The sequence below is a fragment of the Amycolatopsis sp. DG1A-15b genome, assembly GCF_030285645.1.
Taxonomy (GTDB): domain Bacteria; phylum Actinomycetota; class Actinomycetes; order Mycobacteriales; family Pseudonocardiaceae; genus Amycolatopsis.
In genome coordinates, this window is the sequence record NZ_CP127296.1 from 2,690,494 (window position 1) to 2,706,530 (window position 16,037).

Genomic DNA, 16,037 nt, shown 5'->3' on the forward strand with positions numbered 1-16,037 from the left:
CCGTGAAGCGCAGGAACACCGAGCCGTACGTCCGGCTCACCCAGCCCCTCGTGCGCGATTCCGGCGTGCTGCGGCCCGCCACCTGGGCCGAAGCCCTCGACCGGGCCGCCGCCGGCATCCGCCGCACCCTGGACGGCAAGGGGCCCGAGGCGTTCGGGATGTTCTCGTGCGCCCGTGCCACCAACGAGATGAACTTCGTCGCGCAGAAGTTCGCCCGCGCGGTGATCGGCACGAACAACGTCGACTCGTGCAACCGCACCTGCCACGCGCCGAGCGTCGCCGGGCTGGCCCGCGTGTTCGGCAGTGGCGGCGGCACGTCCTCCTACCAGGAGATCGAGGACGCCGACGTCATCGTGATCTGGGGCGGCAACCCGCGTGAAGCGCACCCGATCTTCTTCCACCACGTGCTCAAGGCCGTCCACAAGGGAGCGAAGCTCTTCGTCGTCGACCCGCGGCGGACCAGCACCGGGAGCTGGGCGCACCGGCAGCTGCAGCTCGAAGTCGGCACCGACATCCCCCTGGCCCACGCCATCGCGCGGGAGATCATCCACTCCGGACTGGTGAACACGACCTTCGTCGAGCGGGCCACGGAGGGGTTCGCCGAGTTCGCCGCGTCGGTCGAGCCGTGGACGCCGGAGGTCGCGGAGAAGACCACCGGCGTCCCGGCCGGGCTGATCCGCGAACTCGCCCACACCTACGCGCGCGCCGACCGCGCCCAGCTGTCCTGGACCCTGGGCATCACCGAGCACCACAACGGCACCGACAACGTGCTGGCGCTGATCAACCTGGCCCTGCTGGCCGGGCAGGTCGGCCGCTACGGCGCCGGGCTGAACCCGCTGCGCGGGCAGAACAACGTCCAGGGCGGCGGCGACATGGGTGCCATCCCGGACCGGCTCCCCGGCTTCCAGGACGTCCTCGACGCCGGCGTCCGAGCCAAGTTCGACGCGGCGTGGGGCTCATCGATCCCGCCGCACCAGGGCCTCAACCTCACCCAGATGCTCGACGCGATGGAACGCGGCGACCTGACCTGCGTGTACATCATCGGCGAGAACCCGGTGCAGTCCGAAGCGGACTGCGAGCACACGATCAAGCGGCTGGCCAACGTCGACTACCTGATCGTGCAGGACATCTTCCTGACCAAGACCGCCCAGCTGGCCGACGTCGTGCTGCCGGCGTCGGCGGCCTGGTGCGAGAGCGACGGCACCTTCACCAATTCCGAACGGCGGGTCCAGCGCGTCCGCAAGGCCCTCGAGCCGCCGGAAGGCGCGCGTGACGACATCGAACTGCTGTCGGAGCTCGCCCGCCGGCTCGGCCACGACTGGCACTACACCGGCGGCGAAGAGGTCTGGGACGAGCTGCGGTCGCTGTCGCCGATGCACGCCGGGATGTCCTACGCGCGCCTCGAAGAGCTCGGCGGCATCCCATGGCCGTGCTACTCCGAAGACACCCTCGAGCCGACGTTCCTGCACGCCCGGCTGTGGGCCGCGGACCCGGCCGAACGCGGCCGGCCGGCGCCGTTCACGGTGCTCGAGCACAGCCCGCCGGTCGACCTGCTCACCGAGGAGTTCCCGATCCGGCTCACCACCGGCCGGCGGCTGGACTCCTACAACACCGGCGTCCAGTCGAGCGGGTTCCCCTCGCCACTGCGGCACGGGGAGACCCTCGACCTCTGCCCCGGGGACGCCCGCGCCCTCGGCGTCGAACCCGGCGAACTGGTCCGGATCTCGTCCCGGCGGGGCGCGATCGTCGCGCCGGTGCGGCTCGACAAGGGCCTGAAGCCGGGGCTCGCGTTCATGACCTTCCACTTCCCGGACGAGGTCGACGTCAACGTCATCACCATCGAAGCCACCTGCCCGATCGCCGGAACCGCCGAGTACAAGGCGGCGGCGATCCGCGTCGACAAGCTGCCGGTGGAGGTCTGAAGTGGACCTCAAACTGCTGGACGCCGTCGCGTCGCACGAAGAACGGGCGGCGGTCGCCGGGTTCGCCGGTGGCGGCCGTGACCAGCTGCTCCCCGCCCTGCACGCCGTCAACGACCGGGTCGGCTGGATCAGCCAGGGCGCGCTGAACCTCATCTGCGAGACGCTGCACGTGCCGCCCGCGGACGCCTACGGCGTGGCGAGCTTCTACTCGCTGTTCGCCCTGGAGGAACGCCCGGCGCGGGTGGTGCACGTGTGCACCGACCTGGCCTGCCGGCTCACCGGCGCGGAGACGGTGTGCGACGTCCTCACCGAGCACGTCGGCGCCGCGGGGAAGGCGCGCGGCGGGGTCACGTGGCTGCGAAGCCCGTGCCTCGGTGTCTGCGAACGGGCCCCCGCGGCGCTGACGTTCCAGGCCGGCGACCCGGCGACGACCGAGCTGCTCGCCCCGGCGACCGGCGCGTCGGCCGTGCTCGCCGCCGGGCGGGAGCCGGTGGCGGGCCAGGGCGCGCCGCCGGTGATCCACCAGAAGGACGGGCTGCGGTTGCTGCGCCGAGTCGGTGTCGTCGATCCGGCCGGTTTGGACGACTACCGCGCGTCCGGCGGCTACGCGGCGCTGCGGAACGCCCTGCGGATGGGCCAGGCCGCGGTGATCCGCGAGGTCACCGACGCCGGCCTGCTCGGCCGCGGCGGAGCCGCGTTCCCGACCGGGCGCAAGTGGGCGGCCACCGCCGCCCAGCCCGCCGGGCCGCACTACCTGGTGTGCAACGCCGACGAGAGCGAACCCGGCACGTTCAAGGACCGCGTGCTGCTCGAAGGCGACCCGTTCGCGCTGGTGGAGTCCATGACGATCGCGGCGTACGCGATCGGCGCCACCCAGGGGTTCGTCTACCTCCGCGGCGAGTACCCGCGGGCGCTGCGGCTGCTGCGGAACGCCCTCGACGTCTGCCGCGAACGCGGGTTCCTCGGCACCGACGTCATGGGCCACGAGGGGTTCTCGTTCGACATCGGGATCCGGCGCGGCGCGGGCGCCTACATCTGCGGCGAAGAGACCGCCATCTTCAACTCGATCGAGGGCTTCCGCGGGGAACCCCGGACGAAGCCGCCGTTCCCGGTCGAACAGGGGCTGTTCGGCAAGCCGACCGTGGTGAACAACGTCGAGACGCTGGTGAACGTGCCGCTGATCCTCACCGAAGGCGCGGCCGCGTACCGGGCGATCGGCACGGAAGCCTCGGCCGGGCCGAAGCTGTTCTGCCTGTCCGGCAACGTCGTGCGGCCCGGCGTCTACGAGGTGCCGTTCGGGGCGACGCTGCGGGAACTGCTCGCCATGGCCGGGGGAGTGCCGGAAGGCCGGTCGCTGCGGGCGGTGCTGCTGGGCGGCGCGGCCGGCGGGTTCGTCCGGCCGGACGAGCTGGATCTGCCGCTGACGTTCGAGGACGCGCGGGCGGCGAAGACGACGCTCGGCTCGGGTGTCGTCCTGGTCCTCGACGACCTCGCCGACCTCGGCGGCTTCCTGCTGCGGATCGCGGAGTTCTTCCGCGACGAGTCGTGCGGCCAGTGCGTCCCGTGCCGGATCGGGACGGTGCGGCAGGAGGAAGCGATCCGCCGTGTCCTGGCCTCCGGTTCGGCGGAGCGGCCGCTGCTGCGCGAGGTGGGCGGGGTCATGCGGGACTCGTCGATCTGCGGGCTCGGCCAGACCGCGTGGAACGCCATCGAGTCCGCCATCGACCGGCTGGGAGCACTCAAGTGACCAGCGACGACACACGTTTCTCCGTGGAGGAGCTATGGCCACAGTGGACATCGGAATCCCCAAGCGGCTGGTCGAGTTCACCGTGGACGGTGAGACGGTCCGCGTACCCGAAGGCTCGACGATTCTCGACGCGTGCACGGCGGCGGGCAAGGCGATCCCGACGTTGTGCTACGGCGACACCCTGGAACCGGCGAACGCGTGCCGCGTCTGCATGGTCGAAGTCGAGGGCGCACGGACGCTGGTGCCGTCGTGCTCGCGCAAGGCCGAGCCGGGCATGGTGGTGCGCACCGACTCCGAGCGCACCCGCACCAGCCGCAAAGTCGTCCTCGAACTCCTGGCTTCGGCGACGGACCTGTCGACCACACCGGGCGTCGCGGAGTGGCTGGCGGAAACCGGCGCGGACCCGGACCGCTTCGGCCCGGACGCGGCGACGGTGGCGCAGCCGGCCCTGGTCGACAACGAGCTCTACGTCCGGGACTACGGGAAGTGCATCCTCTGCTACAAGTGCGTCGACGCGTGCGGCGAGCAGTGGCAGAACTCGTTCGCGATCACCGTGGCCGGCCGGGGCTTCGACGCCCGGATCTCGACGGAGTTCTCGAACCCGTTGCCGGACAGCGCCTGCGTGTACTGCGGCAACTGCGTCGAGGTCTGCCCGACCGGGGCGCTGAGCTTCAAACGCGAGTACGACAAGCGCGAAGACGGCACCTGGGACGAGGAGCGTCAGACGGCCACGACCACCATCTGCACGTTCTGCGGGGTCGGCTGCACTGTGACCCTGCACGTCCAGGACAACGAGATCGTCAAGGTGACTTCCCCGCACGAGAGCTCGGTGACGCACGGCAACCTCTGCATCAAGGGCCGCTTCGGCTGGCAGCACGTCCAGAACAGGTGAAAACCCCGCGGCAGCGGCGCAGGGCACCTGGAGACATTTGCCCGGAATGTCTCCGACCGGCCACCTTCCGTAAGACTGCAGTGCCATTGCAGCGGACGCTGCCAAGCTCCCGACGATCGCAGTCGTTCTCGACGAGGGGGAGAGCCACGATGGCCAATACAAGAGTCCGGAACCGAGCCGGCTCGGTTCCGTTCAGCCGTGTGAAGGCGGCCGCGGCCGTGACCGCGGTCGTGGGGGCGACCGTCCTGGCCGGGGCGCCGATCGCCACCGCGGCACCCGCCACGACCACCGGCGACCCGTCCAGCTCGATCGACCCGGTCCTCCGCTACGGTGCGACCTACGCCGCCGGCATGCTGCGCTGGCACCAACGGTCCGTCGACGTCGACTACTTGTTCAAGGCCAGCAACTGCCGCCGGCTCTACGTCTACGCCTACGACGCCAACTGGAAGCGCTGGCCGGCGAGGAGCACCAGCCTGCACTGCAACGACGTGACCTCCAGCACGATCAACGTGCCCGTCGACATCGCCGGCGGCCCCCGCTGGGTCGATCTCTGCTTCAGGGACGAAACCGACAGTGAGCAGCAGCTGGCCTGCGAGGGGTACTTGCACCCTTGACCGGTCACGTTCGGTGACACCCGTGTCGGTCACTTCCGTCCCGGCAACCCATGAGAACGCACGAACCGAGGGGAACACATGCGCAGGGTGAAAGCAGGCGTCCTGACCGCGATGGTGATCGGGGCCTTCTCGATCGCCCAGACGCCCGCGGACGCGGCACCGGCAGGGGTGCTGGCCTCCTACCAGGGCACGACCATCGATCTCGGCAAAGGCTGGGCCGACGCCGAGGTCTGCGCCGAGTTCGCGGTGGGCGACGTCCGCTGTTTCCGGACTCCGCAGGAATTCGCGGCCACCACGGGCCGCTTCGGTCCCGCCGCGGCCGAAGACTGCCCGTTCACCTGGGTGTGCCTGTGGGAGAACATCAACCACACCGGTAAGCGCCTGCAGTGGAACCTGCCGGGCAAGAAGAAACTGGAAGACTGGAAGTTCCGCGACATGGCCAGCAGCGCCGCGGTGCACCGGCCGCAGGGCGGCGCCACCCTGGTCAACTACTCCATCGGGCTGGACGGTCGGGCGTACCTGGCCGCGAACGGCATCTACTCCGACTTCCGCGACTTCGGGTGGAACGACAAGACCGACGAGATCCAGGTCGGCTGACGATGGCCGACGAGATGGTCAGACAGGCCCAGCGCTTCGTCAACGACGTCTACGGCAGCCGGATCGGGATGACGGTCGAGGAGGACGGCCTCACCAAGTGGAAGGTCATGTACGCGCTGACCCGCGCGCTGCAGTGGCAGCTGGGCATCTCGCCGGTGTCGGACAGCTTCGGGCCGACCACGCTGTCCACGCTCACGGCGAAGTACCCGAAGCTGAACTTCGGCACGATGCCTTCGGCGGACTTCTGCCGGATCATCCAGTCGGCGCTGTACTGCAAAGGCTACGACGGCGACGGCATCAACGGCGCCTACGGTCCCCGCGTCCAGGCCGCGGTGACGAAGCTCAAGGAGGACATGGGCGTCGGAACGGTGTTCCCCGGCAGCGACCTGACACCGAAGGTGTTCAAAGCGCTGTTGACCATGGATGCCTACGTCAACGTCAACTCCGGTTCGGCGACGGTCCGCGAGATCCAGCAGTGGCTGAACGGACGCTACATCGGCCGCCGCGACTTCTTCGTCATCCCCTGCGACGGCCACCATTCGCGGGACGTGGCCAAGTCGGTCCTGTTCGCGATCCAGTACGAGCTGGGCATGGCCGACGGGACCGCCAACGGCGTGTTCGGTCCCGGCACGCAGGCGGGGCTGAAGCAGCACCCGGTCTCCCTCGGCAACACGGGAATCTGGGTGTGGCTGTTCTCGGCGGCGATGGTGTTGAACGCGCGGCCGGTCGACTTCACCGGCACGTTCGATTCCTCGGTGGGCAGCGCCGTGCAGGCGTTCCAGTCGTTCGCGAAGCTCACGGTGTCCGGAACCGGTGACTTCCCGACGTGGGCATCGCTGCTGGTCTCGTTCGGTGATCAAACCCGCAACGGCGAGGCGTGCGACGGTGTCACCAAGATCACCGATGCCCGTGCGGCAACGCTGAAGGCACAAGGGATCAGGTACGTCGGTCGCTACCTCACCGCGCTGAGCACGGCCTCCCCGGAGAAACCGATCCAGCCGGGAGAACTGCAGACCATCGCCGCCAACGGCCTGCGGTGCTTCCCGATCTACCAGACGTTCGGGCGCGACGCGGCAAGCTTCGGCTACGCGGCCGGCCGGGCCGCGGGCTACGCCGCGATGAACGCGGCGCAGGACCACGGGTTCCGGAACGGCACGCGGATCTTCTTCTCCGTCGACTTCGACGCCCTCGACGACGACGTGACCTTGAACGTCCTGCCGCACTTCAAGGGCATCGTGGATTCCCTGGCCGACGCCGGCAACCCGTATCTGGTGGGTATCTACGGCCCGCGCAACGTGTGCTCGCGGGTCGCGGCCGCCGGGCACTCGACGGCGAGCTTCGTGTCGGACATGTCCAGGGGCTTCTCCGGCAACCTGGGTTACCCGCTGCCGGAGGACTGGGCGTACGACCAGATCGTGACGCGCGTGATCGGTTCCGGGGACGGCTCGATCCAGATCGACGTCGACGTCGCTTCGGGCCGTGACATCGGGCAGAACTCGTTCGACCCGCCGCGCACCTTCGTACCGGACACCCGGCTGGCGACGGAGGTGTACCCGGCGCTGGAACTCGACGTCGGAAAGTACATGGAGTCCATCGGGTTCCCGAACAACGGTGGCGTGCGGAACTTCACGCACGAGGGATGCCTGCGAACCACCGTGCTGGACCACGACGACGTCATCACCGAGCTGTCGAACCGGTACGGCATGCGCAAGGCACTGATCCAGGCGTCGGCGTACTGGGAGATGCGGCACTGGGACGCGGCCGACGACGCCGTCGATGTGTTGGTCGTGGCTTACCACGACCCTCAGCCGGGCCTGCCGCCCCCACCGAATGGGCCGAGGGACTCGTCGACGGGAATCGCCCAGATCTTCGGGGCCACCGCGATCCTGGCGTGGAACCACTGCATCACCAAGGGGGTGGCCACCGGCCCGATCCGGGACACCGCCGACGACGACGACATCTACGCCGCCTGGAGGCAGGTCAGGAACGACGAATACGCGCTCCGGACCGTCGCGATGGCCCACATCTGGGGTGCGGACGGCAAACCGGGCGGCCGGAATCCGCCGGACGGCGAGACGGTGCTGCGGCCGATCGCGTTGAACTACACCGAGTGGGAGATCTTCGAGATCCTGCGCCGCTACCAGGGCTGGGGCAAGGAGGCGGAGGAGCACGCGGGGCAGCGCATGGCGCTGTACCACATCCTCGAGAAGTACAACGGCATCTCGCGGCACCGATGAGGAAGGAGGAGCAGACGTGAATCCCTTGCGACGCCGGACGTTCCTCATCGCCGCGGCGATGGCCGGAGCAACCGTGGTACTGGCACCGGCCTCGCCGGCGGACGCCGGAACGGACCAGTGGGAAGAGGAGAGCAAGCGCCGGCAGCCGAAGCGGAACGACGTGCTGACCGGAGTGCCGTCGCACAACGGCTGGGAGATGGAAAAGGTCGCCGACGGCCGCGGGAACATCCACACGCGCCCGGTGCCCGGCACCCCGCTGTCCGGGGTGCAGCTGCGCATCGGCGTGGTGGACGCGGTGCTGGCGCACGTCATCCACCGGTTCCACTGCGACGTGGACGAACTGCGCGACGGCGACGTGACCGGCTGGTGCCCTCCGGCCGCGGTCAAGCCGGCACTGCCCGAGTCGAACCTGGCTTCGGGGACGGCGGTCAGGATCCGGGCGGGTCACTACCCGCCGGGCTCCCGCGGCGGCTTCTACGCCCCGCAGGTCGCCGCGATCCACGGGATCATCGCCGACCTGGGCGGCACCGTGCGCTGGGGCGGCGACGACGCAGCCGTGGACGAGGCGTTGTTCTACATCGATGTCCGACCCGATGACCACGAGCTGCCGCGGACGGCGCTCCGGGTCCGTCCGCTGTAGGGGGCAGAGGACTGATCTGAGGTCCGCCAAGGAGGTCCGGACGGCTACTGGCCGTCCGGACCTCCTTGGCGTGTTTTCACGCCGGGCCGGCTCGAGCGCGCGCCGGCTCGCCGTTGACCCCGGGACGCACCGCGAGTTATTCTCGATATGCGAAAGAAAGATTCCGTATAGCGAAATTCGAGGTCGCGATGCCTGAAGAGGGGCACTCCCTGCCGTACGTCGCCAACCTGTCGATCCTGTTCAAGGAGGTCCCGCTCCTCGACCGCGCGGCCGCCGCGCGGGACGCCGGGTTCACCGATGTCGAGTACTGGTGGCCGTTCGACTCCGCGGTGCCCGCCCGGGAAGACGTGGACGCGTTCGTCGAGAGCCTCGACGGAGTCCGGCTGCGCGGGCTGAACTTCTACGCCGGGGACATGGCGGCGGGGGAGCGGGGCCTGGTCTCGTGGATCGGCCGGGAGACCGAGTTCGCCGACAGCCTCGCCGTCGCCCTCGGCATCGCCGAACGCACCGGCTGCCGCAGCTTCAACGCGCTCTACGGCAACCGGCTCGACGGCGAAGACCCGGCCAAGCAGGACGACCTGGCCCGCGTCCACCTGGACAAGGCCGCCGACGCCGCCGCCCGGATCGGGGCACAACTGGTCCTCGAACCGCTCTCCGGCGCGGACCGCTACCCGCTCAAGACCGCCGCGGACGCCGTGGCCGTGCTCGACGACCTCGGGCGCGGGAACGTGCGGCTGCTGGCCGACCTCTACCACCTGGCAGTCAACGGAGACGACCTCGACGCCCTGGTCACGGTGCACACACCGCGGATCGGGCACGTGCAGGTCGCCGACGCGCCCGGCCGCCACCAGCCCGGTACCGGTGAACTGGACATCGACGGGTACCTCGGGAAGCTCCAGAACGCGGGTTACGACGGGTTCGTCGGGATCGAGTACATCCCGGACCCCGACACCGTCACGTCGCTGGGCTGGCTGCCGAAAACCCGAAGGGGACGAGCATGAAACTGGGATTCATCGGACTGGGCGTGATGGGCGCCCCGATGGCCGCACACCTGGTCGCGGCCGGCCACGACGTCAGCGGCTACGACGTCACCGCGGCCGCGGGGGAGAAGCTCGAGTCCGCGGGCGGACGCGCCGCGACCGGCGTCGCCGACGCGGTGGCGGGCGCGGACGTCGTGATCACGATGCTGCCGAACCACCCGCACGTCGAAGAGGTGGTGCTGGCCGCGGGTGGCGTGCTGGAGAGCGCCGAGCCGGGCACGCTCCTGATCGACATGAGCACCATCCGGCCGGAGACGTCGATCGCGATCGCCCAGGCCGCGCAGGACAAGAAGATCGGCGTGCTCGACGCCCCCGTCTCGGGCGGGCAGGCCGGCGCCGAGCAGGCGTCGCTGTCCATCATGGTCGGTGGCCTCGAAGAGGACTTCCAGGCCGCCAAGCCGGTCCTGGACGCGGTCGGCAAGACCGTCGTGCACGTCGGGCCGCACGGCGCCGGCCAGGTGGTGAAGGCGGCCAACCAGCTCGTCGTGGGCGGGATCTACGGCCTCGTGGCGGAGGCGATCGTGCTGCTCGAAGCGTCCGGTGTGGACGCCGCAGTCGGGCTCGACGTGCTCGCCGGCGGCCTGGCGGGCAGCCGGATCCTCGAGCTCAAGCGCAAGTCCATGGTGGACCGCCGGTTCGCGCCCGGCTTCCGGATCGACCTGCACCACAAGGACATGGGGATCGCGCTGGCCGCCGCCCGGCAGGCCGACGTCGCGCTCCCGCTCACCGGGCTGGTCGCCCAGCTCGTCGCCGCCGGCCGCGCCATGGGCCACGGCTCCCTGGACCACTCGGCCTTGCTGAAGGTCGTCGAACAGTTGTCGGGCCGCGTCCCGGCGGAGGTGTGACATGCCCAGAATCCCCGCGATGCAGGCGGTCGTCGACGTCCTGGAGAGCGAAGGCGTCGACACCGTCTTCGGCTGCCCCGGCGCCGCGATCCTCCCGCTGTATAACGCCCTACAAGGCCGGGCGATCGAGCACCTGATCGTCCGCCACGAAGAGGGCGCGACGCACATGGCCGACGGCTGGGCCAGGACGAACGGCAACGTCGGCGTCGCCATCGGCACGTCCGGGCCGGCCGGCACGAACATGATCACCGGGCTCTACACCGCGCACGCGGACTCGATCCCGATGATCTGCATCACCGGCCAGGCGGCGACCACCAAACTGCACCAGGAAGCCTTCCAGGCCGTCGACATCGTCGAGATCGCCAAGCCGGTGACGAAGTGGGCGGTGCAGGTCAAGGAGGCCGCGCAGCTGCCGTGGATCTTCCGCGAGGCGTTCCGGATCGCCCGGTCCGGCCGCCCCGGCCCGGTGCTCATCGACCTCCCGATCGACGTCCAGAAGCAGGACATCGAGTGGGACTCTTCGATCGACTCGCCGCTGCCGGTGACGCCCGTGAAGCCCGCGCCCGCGCGGGTCGAGCGGGCCCTCGAAATGCTCCTCCGAGCCGAGCGCCCGCTGATCCTGGCCGGCGGCGGGGTGGTGCTCGGTGAGGCGAGCGAGCAGCTGCGGGCCGCCGCCGAGCGCCTCGACGTCCCGGTGCAGGTGACGCTCATGGGCAAGGGCAGCTTCCCCGAGGACCACGAGCTGTTCGCCGGGATGGCCGGCATCCAGACGTCGCAGCGCTGGGCGAACGCGGCCTTCCTCGAGGCCGACCTGGTGCTCGCGCTGGGCGCCCGGTTCGGCGACCGGCACACCGGCGAACTGTCGGTCTACCGCGGCGAGCGGAAGTTCATCCACGTCGACATCGAGCCCACCCAGCTGGGCAAGGTGTTCGGCCCCGACCTCGGGATCGTGTCGGACACGCGTGAGTTCCTCGACGCGCTGCTGGCCGCGCTGGAGAAGCGCGAGACGCAGCCGCGTCGCGAATGGGTCACCCGGATCGGCGAGCTGAAGGAGGCGCTGCCCCGGCGGGACGACTTCGACAGCCTGCCGATCAAGGCGCCGCGGGTGTTCAAGGAGATCAACGAAACCTTCGGCGAAGACACCTACTTCGTCACCGCGATCGGGCTCTACCAGATCTGGTCGGGCCAGTTCCAGCAGGCGCACAAGCCGCGGCACTACCAGGTGTGCGGCCAGGCCGGCCCGCTCGGCTGGGAGATCCCCGCCGCGATCGGGGTGAAGAAGGCTCGCCCGGAGGCCGAGGTCGTCGGCGTGGTCGGCGACTACTCGTTCCAGTTCCTCGTCGAGGAGCTGGCGGTGGCCGCCCAGTACGACGTCGGGTTCGTGCTCATCATGCTCAACAACGAGTACCTCGGGCTCATCCGCCAGGCCGAGACCGGCTACGAAATGAACTTCGAGGTCGACATCCACTACGACTCGAACGGCACGGACAACGTCAAGATCATGGAGGCCTACGGCTGCTCGGGCACCCGCGTGCACGAGCCGGGTGAGATCCGCACGTCCCTGGAATGGGCGCGCAAGGAAGCCGAGCGCACCAGCCGCCCGGTCCTGGTCGAGATCATGATCGAGCGCGAGGGCAACGCCGCCATGGGTGCCGCCCTCGACTCCGTCAAGGAGTTCGAGCCCGCGTAACCCCCGCGTGACCAAGGCCGCCGTGCGAGACCCGACCTCGTACGGCGGCCTTTCCGCGCGCGCACGACGGCGGTTGTCGGAAAGTACAAACGCGAGCCCGAAATTCACCCTTCTTTCAGGGGTTTTGCCGTGGTCGCGGCCACACCGGAGCGTGTGTACTTCTTGCCGAAGCAGCCCCGAAAGGACGTCCACAGTGGAATTCCTCCGACCCGCCTCGCTGGCCGACGCGCTCGCCGCGAAGGCGGCGACCCCCGGTGCGGTCCCGATCGCCGGTGGCACGGACGTGATGGTCGAGCTCAACTTCGACCACCGCCGCCCGGAGTCGCTCCTCGACCTCGGGCGGGTGCCCGAGCTGCACGAGCACGGCACCGACGGCGGCCGGCTCCGGATCGGCGCGGCCGTGCCCTACGCCCGGATCATCACCGAACTGGGGGCGAAGCTGCCGGGTCTGGCCATGGCCGCGCGGACCGTCGGCTCGCCGCAGATCCGCAACCGCGGCTCGGTGGGCGGCAACCTCGGTGCGGCTTCGCCCGCGGGGGATTCCCACCCGGCGCTGCTGGCGGCGGACGCCGAGGTCGAGATCGCCTCGGTCCGCGGCACCCGGATCGTCGCGGCGAAGGACTTCTACACCGGCGTCAAGCGGAACGTCCTGGAGCCGGACGAGCTGATCACGGCCGTGCTGGTGGCCCCGGCCACCGGGCCGCAGCAGTTCAGCAAGATCGGCACCCGCAACGCCATGGTCATCGCCGTCGCCGCCTTCGGACTGGCCCTGCACCCGTCGGAAAAGCGTGTCGGCACCGGCGTCGGCTCGGCTGCGCCCACGCCCCGCCGGGCCTTCGAGGCCGAGGAGTTCCTGGCCGGCGAGCTGGACTGGGACTCGCCGAAGGCGATCGCCGACTCGGTGAAGCGCCGCTTCGGCGACCTGGTCGCGGCCGCCGCGGCCCCGATCGACGACGTCCGGGGGAGCGCCGCCTACCGCCGCCACGCCCTCGGCGTCATGGCGAGACGGACGCTGACCTGGGCCTGGACCGAATATTGCGGAGGGAGCGCGAAGTGCGCGTGAACGTCACCGTCAACGGCGAATCCCGCCGGGCCGACAACGTCTGGGAAGGCGAGAGCCTCCTCTACGTCCTGCGCGAGCGGCTCGGCCTCCCCGGCTCGAAGAACGCCTGCGAACAGGGCGAATGCGGTTCGTGCACGGTCTACCTCGACGGTGTCCCGGCCTGTTCGTGCCTGGTCGCGGCCGGGCAGGCCGAGGGCCGCGAGGTCGTCACGGTCGAAGGCCTGGCCGACGGGGACGCCCTCGACCCGGTGCAGGAGGCGTTCGTCGAACGCGGCGCCGTCCAGTGCGGCTTCTGCACGCCCGGCCTGCTGGTCGCGGCGCACGACCTGATCGAGCGCGTCCCCGACCCCAGCGACGTCGAGATCCGCGAGGCCCTCGCCGGCAACCTCTGTCGCTGCACCGGCTACGAGAAGATCCTCGACGCCGTCCGCGACGCCGCCGCGAAGAAGGCCGTCCGATGAGCGCCCCGGCCCGCTCCCCGCAGGAGCTGCACGACACCATCGCCGGCGGCATCGGCGAGAGCCCGCTGCGTCCGGACGGCACGCTCAAGGTCCGCGGCGAGTTCGCCTACTCCTCCGACCTGTGGCACGAGGACATGCTGTGGGGCGCCACCCTGCGCAGCCCGCACCCGCACGCCCGGATCGTCCGCATCGACGTCTCCCGCGCGCTGGCCCGGCCGGGTGTGCACGCGGTGCTGACCCACGAGGACGTACCCGGCGAGAACGTCTACGGCCTGAAGTACCAGGACACCCCGGCGCTGGCCGACGGTCTGGTGCGCTACCAGGGCGAACCGGTCGCCATCCTGGCCGCCGACCACCCGGAGATCGCGCGGCAGGCGCTCAAGGAGATCGTCGTCGAGTACGACGTCCTCGAGCCGATCACCGACCCGGAGCGGGCCGCGCACGACGACACGCTGCCGAAGCTGCACCCGGGCGGGAACCTGGTCCGCCACCAGCGGATCGTCAAGGGCGATCCGGCCGCCACCGCGGACGTGGTCGTGTCCGGCGTGTACGAGATCGGCATGCAGGACCAGGCGTTCCTCGGCCCGGAGTCCGGCCTCGCGGTGCCGGCCGAGGACGGCGGCGTCGACCTCTACCTGGCCACCCAGTGGCTGCACGTCGACCAGCGCCAGACGGCGAAGGCCCTGGGCCTGCCCCTGGAGAAGGTCCGGCTGACGCTGTCGGGTGTCGGCGGGGCGTTCGGCGGCCGCGAGGACCTGTCCATGCAGATCCACTCCTGCATGCTGGCCCTGCGCACCGGCCGCCCGGTGAAGATGAGCTACAACCGCCTGGAGTCGTTCTTCGGGCACGTCCACCGCCACCCCGCGAAGATGTACTACGAGCACGGCGCCACCCGCGACGGCAAGCTCGTCTACGTCCGCGCGAAGCTGTACTTCGACGGCGGTGCCTACGCCTCCAAGACGCCGGTCGTGGTCGGCAACGGCACCACGCTCAGCGTGGGCCCCTACGACGTGCCGAACGCGCACATCGAGGGCTGGGGCGTCTACACCAACAACCCGACCTGCGGCGCGATGCGCGGCCTCGGCGCGGTCCAGCCGACCTACGCCTACGAGTCCCAGATGGACAAACTCGCGGCGGCGCTGGGCATGGACCCGGCGGAGCTGCGGATCCGCAACGCCTTGAGCGAAGGGTCCACTGTGGTCACCGGGCAGGTGGTGGATTTCCCGGCCCCGGTCGCCGAGCTGGTCCAGCGGGTCCGCGACCTGCCGCTGCCGCCCGAGCCCACCGGCGACCGCGACATCCGCGAGCTGCCCGGCGGCGCGTCGAACACCACCCACGGCGAAGGTGTCGTCCGCGGGGTCGGTTACGGCGTCACGATCAAGAACATCTCCTACGCCGAGGGCCTCGACGACTACTCGACCGCCCGCGTCCGCCTGGAGGTGCTCGGCGGTGAGCCGGTGGCGATGGTCCACACCGCCGCCGCCGAGGTCGGGCAGGGGCTGGTGACGCTGCAGCAGCAGATCGCCCGCACCGAGCTCGGCGTGACGCGGGTCAGCGCGCACCCGGCCGACACGAGCGTCGGTGACGCCGGCTCCAGTTCGGCGTCACGCCAGACCTACGTCACCGGCGGCGCGGTCCGCAACGCCTGCCGCGCGGTGGCCGAGGCGGTCTGCACCCGGCTCGGGGTGCCCGCCGAAGGGATTTCCCTGGTGGGCGGGAAGGTCGTCGCGGCCGACGGCGAAGTCGTCGCGGACCTGGCCGAGCTGCTGGGCGGCACCGCGATCGAGGAGACCCGCGAATTCCACCACCGCCCGACCTACCCGCTGGACCCGGAGACCGGGCAGGGCGACGCCCACGTCCAGTACGGCTTCTCCGCCCACCGCGCGGTGGTCGACGTCGACCTCGAACTCGGCCTGGTCAAGGTGGTGCAGCTGGACTGCGCCCAGGACGTCGGCAAGGCGATGAACCCCGACGCCGTCGTCGCCCAGATCCAGGGCGGCTCGGCCCAGGGCCTCGGCCTCGCCGTGATGGAGGAGATCCTGGTCGAGGACGGCAAGGTGCGGAACCCGTCGTTCACCGACTACCTCATCCCGACCATCCTCGACATGCCGCCGATGCGCGTCGACGTTCTCGAACGGCCCGACCCGCATGCGCCCTACGGCGTCCGCGGCGTCGGCGAACCGCCCACGATCTCCGCCACGCCGGCGATCGCCAACGCCATCCGCGCGGCCACCGGCCTCGAGCTGCCGCGCGTCCCGATCCGCCCCGAGCACATCACCGGAGTCTGAG

The 16,037-nt window shown here is 70.4% G+C and carries 13 protein-coding genes; all 13 read left to right on the forward strand.

The window, feature by feature from the left end:
- The first annotated feature begins 2 nt into the window (after positions 1-2).
- The 13 genes from QRY02_RS12200 to pucD all read left to right on the forward strand — a co-directional run bounded on the left by QRY02_RS12200 (position 3) and on the right by pucD (position 16,036).
- Positions 3-1,922 carry a molybdopterin oxidoreductase family protein gene (locus QRY02_RS12200; RefSeq protein WP_285991640.1) on the forward strand — a complete coding sequence of 640 codons (1,920 nt, stop codon included), beginning with the start codon at positions 3-5 and terminating at the stop codon, positions 1,920-1,922.
- Between the two features lies 1 nt (position 1,923).
- Positions 1,924-3,669: an NAD(P)H-dependent oxidoreductase subunit E gene (locus QRY02_RS12205; RefSeq protein WP_285991641.1), complete on the forward strand. Its 1,746-nt coding sequence runs from the start codon at positions 1,924-1,926 to the stop codon at positions 3,667-3,669.
- A gap of 34 nt (positions 3,670-3,703) precedes the next feature.
- A complete protein-coding gene (locus QRY02_RS12210; protein ID WP_285991642.1) occupies positions 3,704-4,561 on the forward strand; it encodes a 2Fe-2S iron-sulfur cluster-binding protein in 858 nt (285 codons plus the stop codon).
- A gap of 218 nt (positions 4,562-4,779) precedes the next feature.
- On the forward strand, positions 4,780-5,175 hold the full coding sequence (locus QRY02_RS12215; protein WP_285991643.1) for a hypothetical protein: 396 nt from the start codon (positions 4,780-4,782) through the stop codon (positions 5,173-5,175).
- A 78-nt stretch (positions 5,176-5,253) separates the two neighbouring features.
- Positions 5,254-5,772 carry a peptidase inhibitor family I36 protein gene (locus tag QRY02_RS12220; RefSeq protein ID WP_285991644.1) on the forward strand — a complete coding sequence of 173 codons (519 nt, stop codon included), beginning with the start codon at positions 5,254-5,256 and terminating at the stop codon, positions 5,770-5,772.
- A gap of 2 nt (positions 5,773-5,774) precedes the next feature.
- The gene (locus QRY02_RS12225; RefSeq protein ID WP_285991645.1) at positions 5,775-8,009 is read left to right on the forward strand and encodes a glycoside hydrolase domain-containing protein; all 2,235 of its coding nucleotides are present in this window, start codon (positions 5,775-5,777) and stop codon (positions 8,007-8,009) included.
- A 16-nt stretch (positions 8,010-8,025) separates the two neighbouring features.
- Positions 8,026-8,649, forward strand: coding sequence for a M15 family peptidase (locus QRY02_RS12230; protein WP_285991646.1), 624 nt, complete (start codon positions 8,026-8,028; stop codon positions 8,647-8,649).
- A gap of 188 nt (positions 8,650-8,837) precedes the next feature.
- Positions 8,838-9,650 (forward strand): hydroxypyruvate isomerase family protein, encoded by an 813-nt coding sequence (locus QRY02_RS12235; protein ID WP_285991647.1) that lies wholly within the window; start codon positions 8,838-8,840, stop codon positions 9,648-9,650.
- A complete protein-coding gene (locus tag QRY02_RS12240; protein WP_285991648.1) occupies positions 9,647-10,534 on the forward strand; it encodes an NAD(P)-dependent oxidoreductase in 888 nt (295 codons plus the stop codon). Before QRY02_RS12235 ends, QRY02_RS12240 begins: the two co-directional genes overlap by 4 nt.
- Before the next feature lies 1 nt (position 10,535).
- Positions 10,536-12,224: a glyoxylate carboligase gene (gcl, locus tag QRY02_RS12245; RefSeq protein WP_285991649.1), complete on the forward strand. Its 1,689-nt coding sequence runs from the start codon at positions 10,536-10,538 to the stop codon at positions 12,222-12,224.
- Between the two features lie 193 nt (positions 12,225-12,417).
- Positions 12,418-13,287, forward strand: coding sequence for an FAD binding domain-containing protein (locus QRY02_RS12250; protein ID WP_285991650.1), 870 nt, complete (start codon positions 12,418-12,420; stop codon positions 13,285-13,287).
- Entirely contained in the window at positions 13,278-13,748 is a 471-nt protein-coding gene (locus QRY02_RS12255; RefSeq protein ID WP_285991651.1) for a (2Fe-2S)-binding protein, read from the forward strand. Before QRY02_RS12250 ends, QRY02_RS12255 begins: the two co-directional genes overlap by 10 nt.
- Positions 13,745-16,036 (forward strand): xanthine dehydrogenase subunit D, encoded by a 2,292-nt coding sequence (pucD, locus tag QRY02_RS12260; RefSeq protein WP_285991652.1) that lies wholly within the window; start codon positions 13,745-13,747, stop codon positions 16,034-16,036. Before QRY02_RS12255 ends, pucD begins: the two co-directional genes overlap by 4 nt.
- Position 16,037 lies beyond the last annotated feature (1 nt).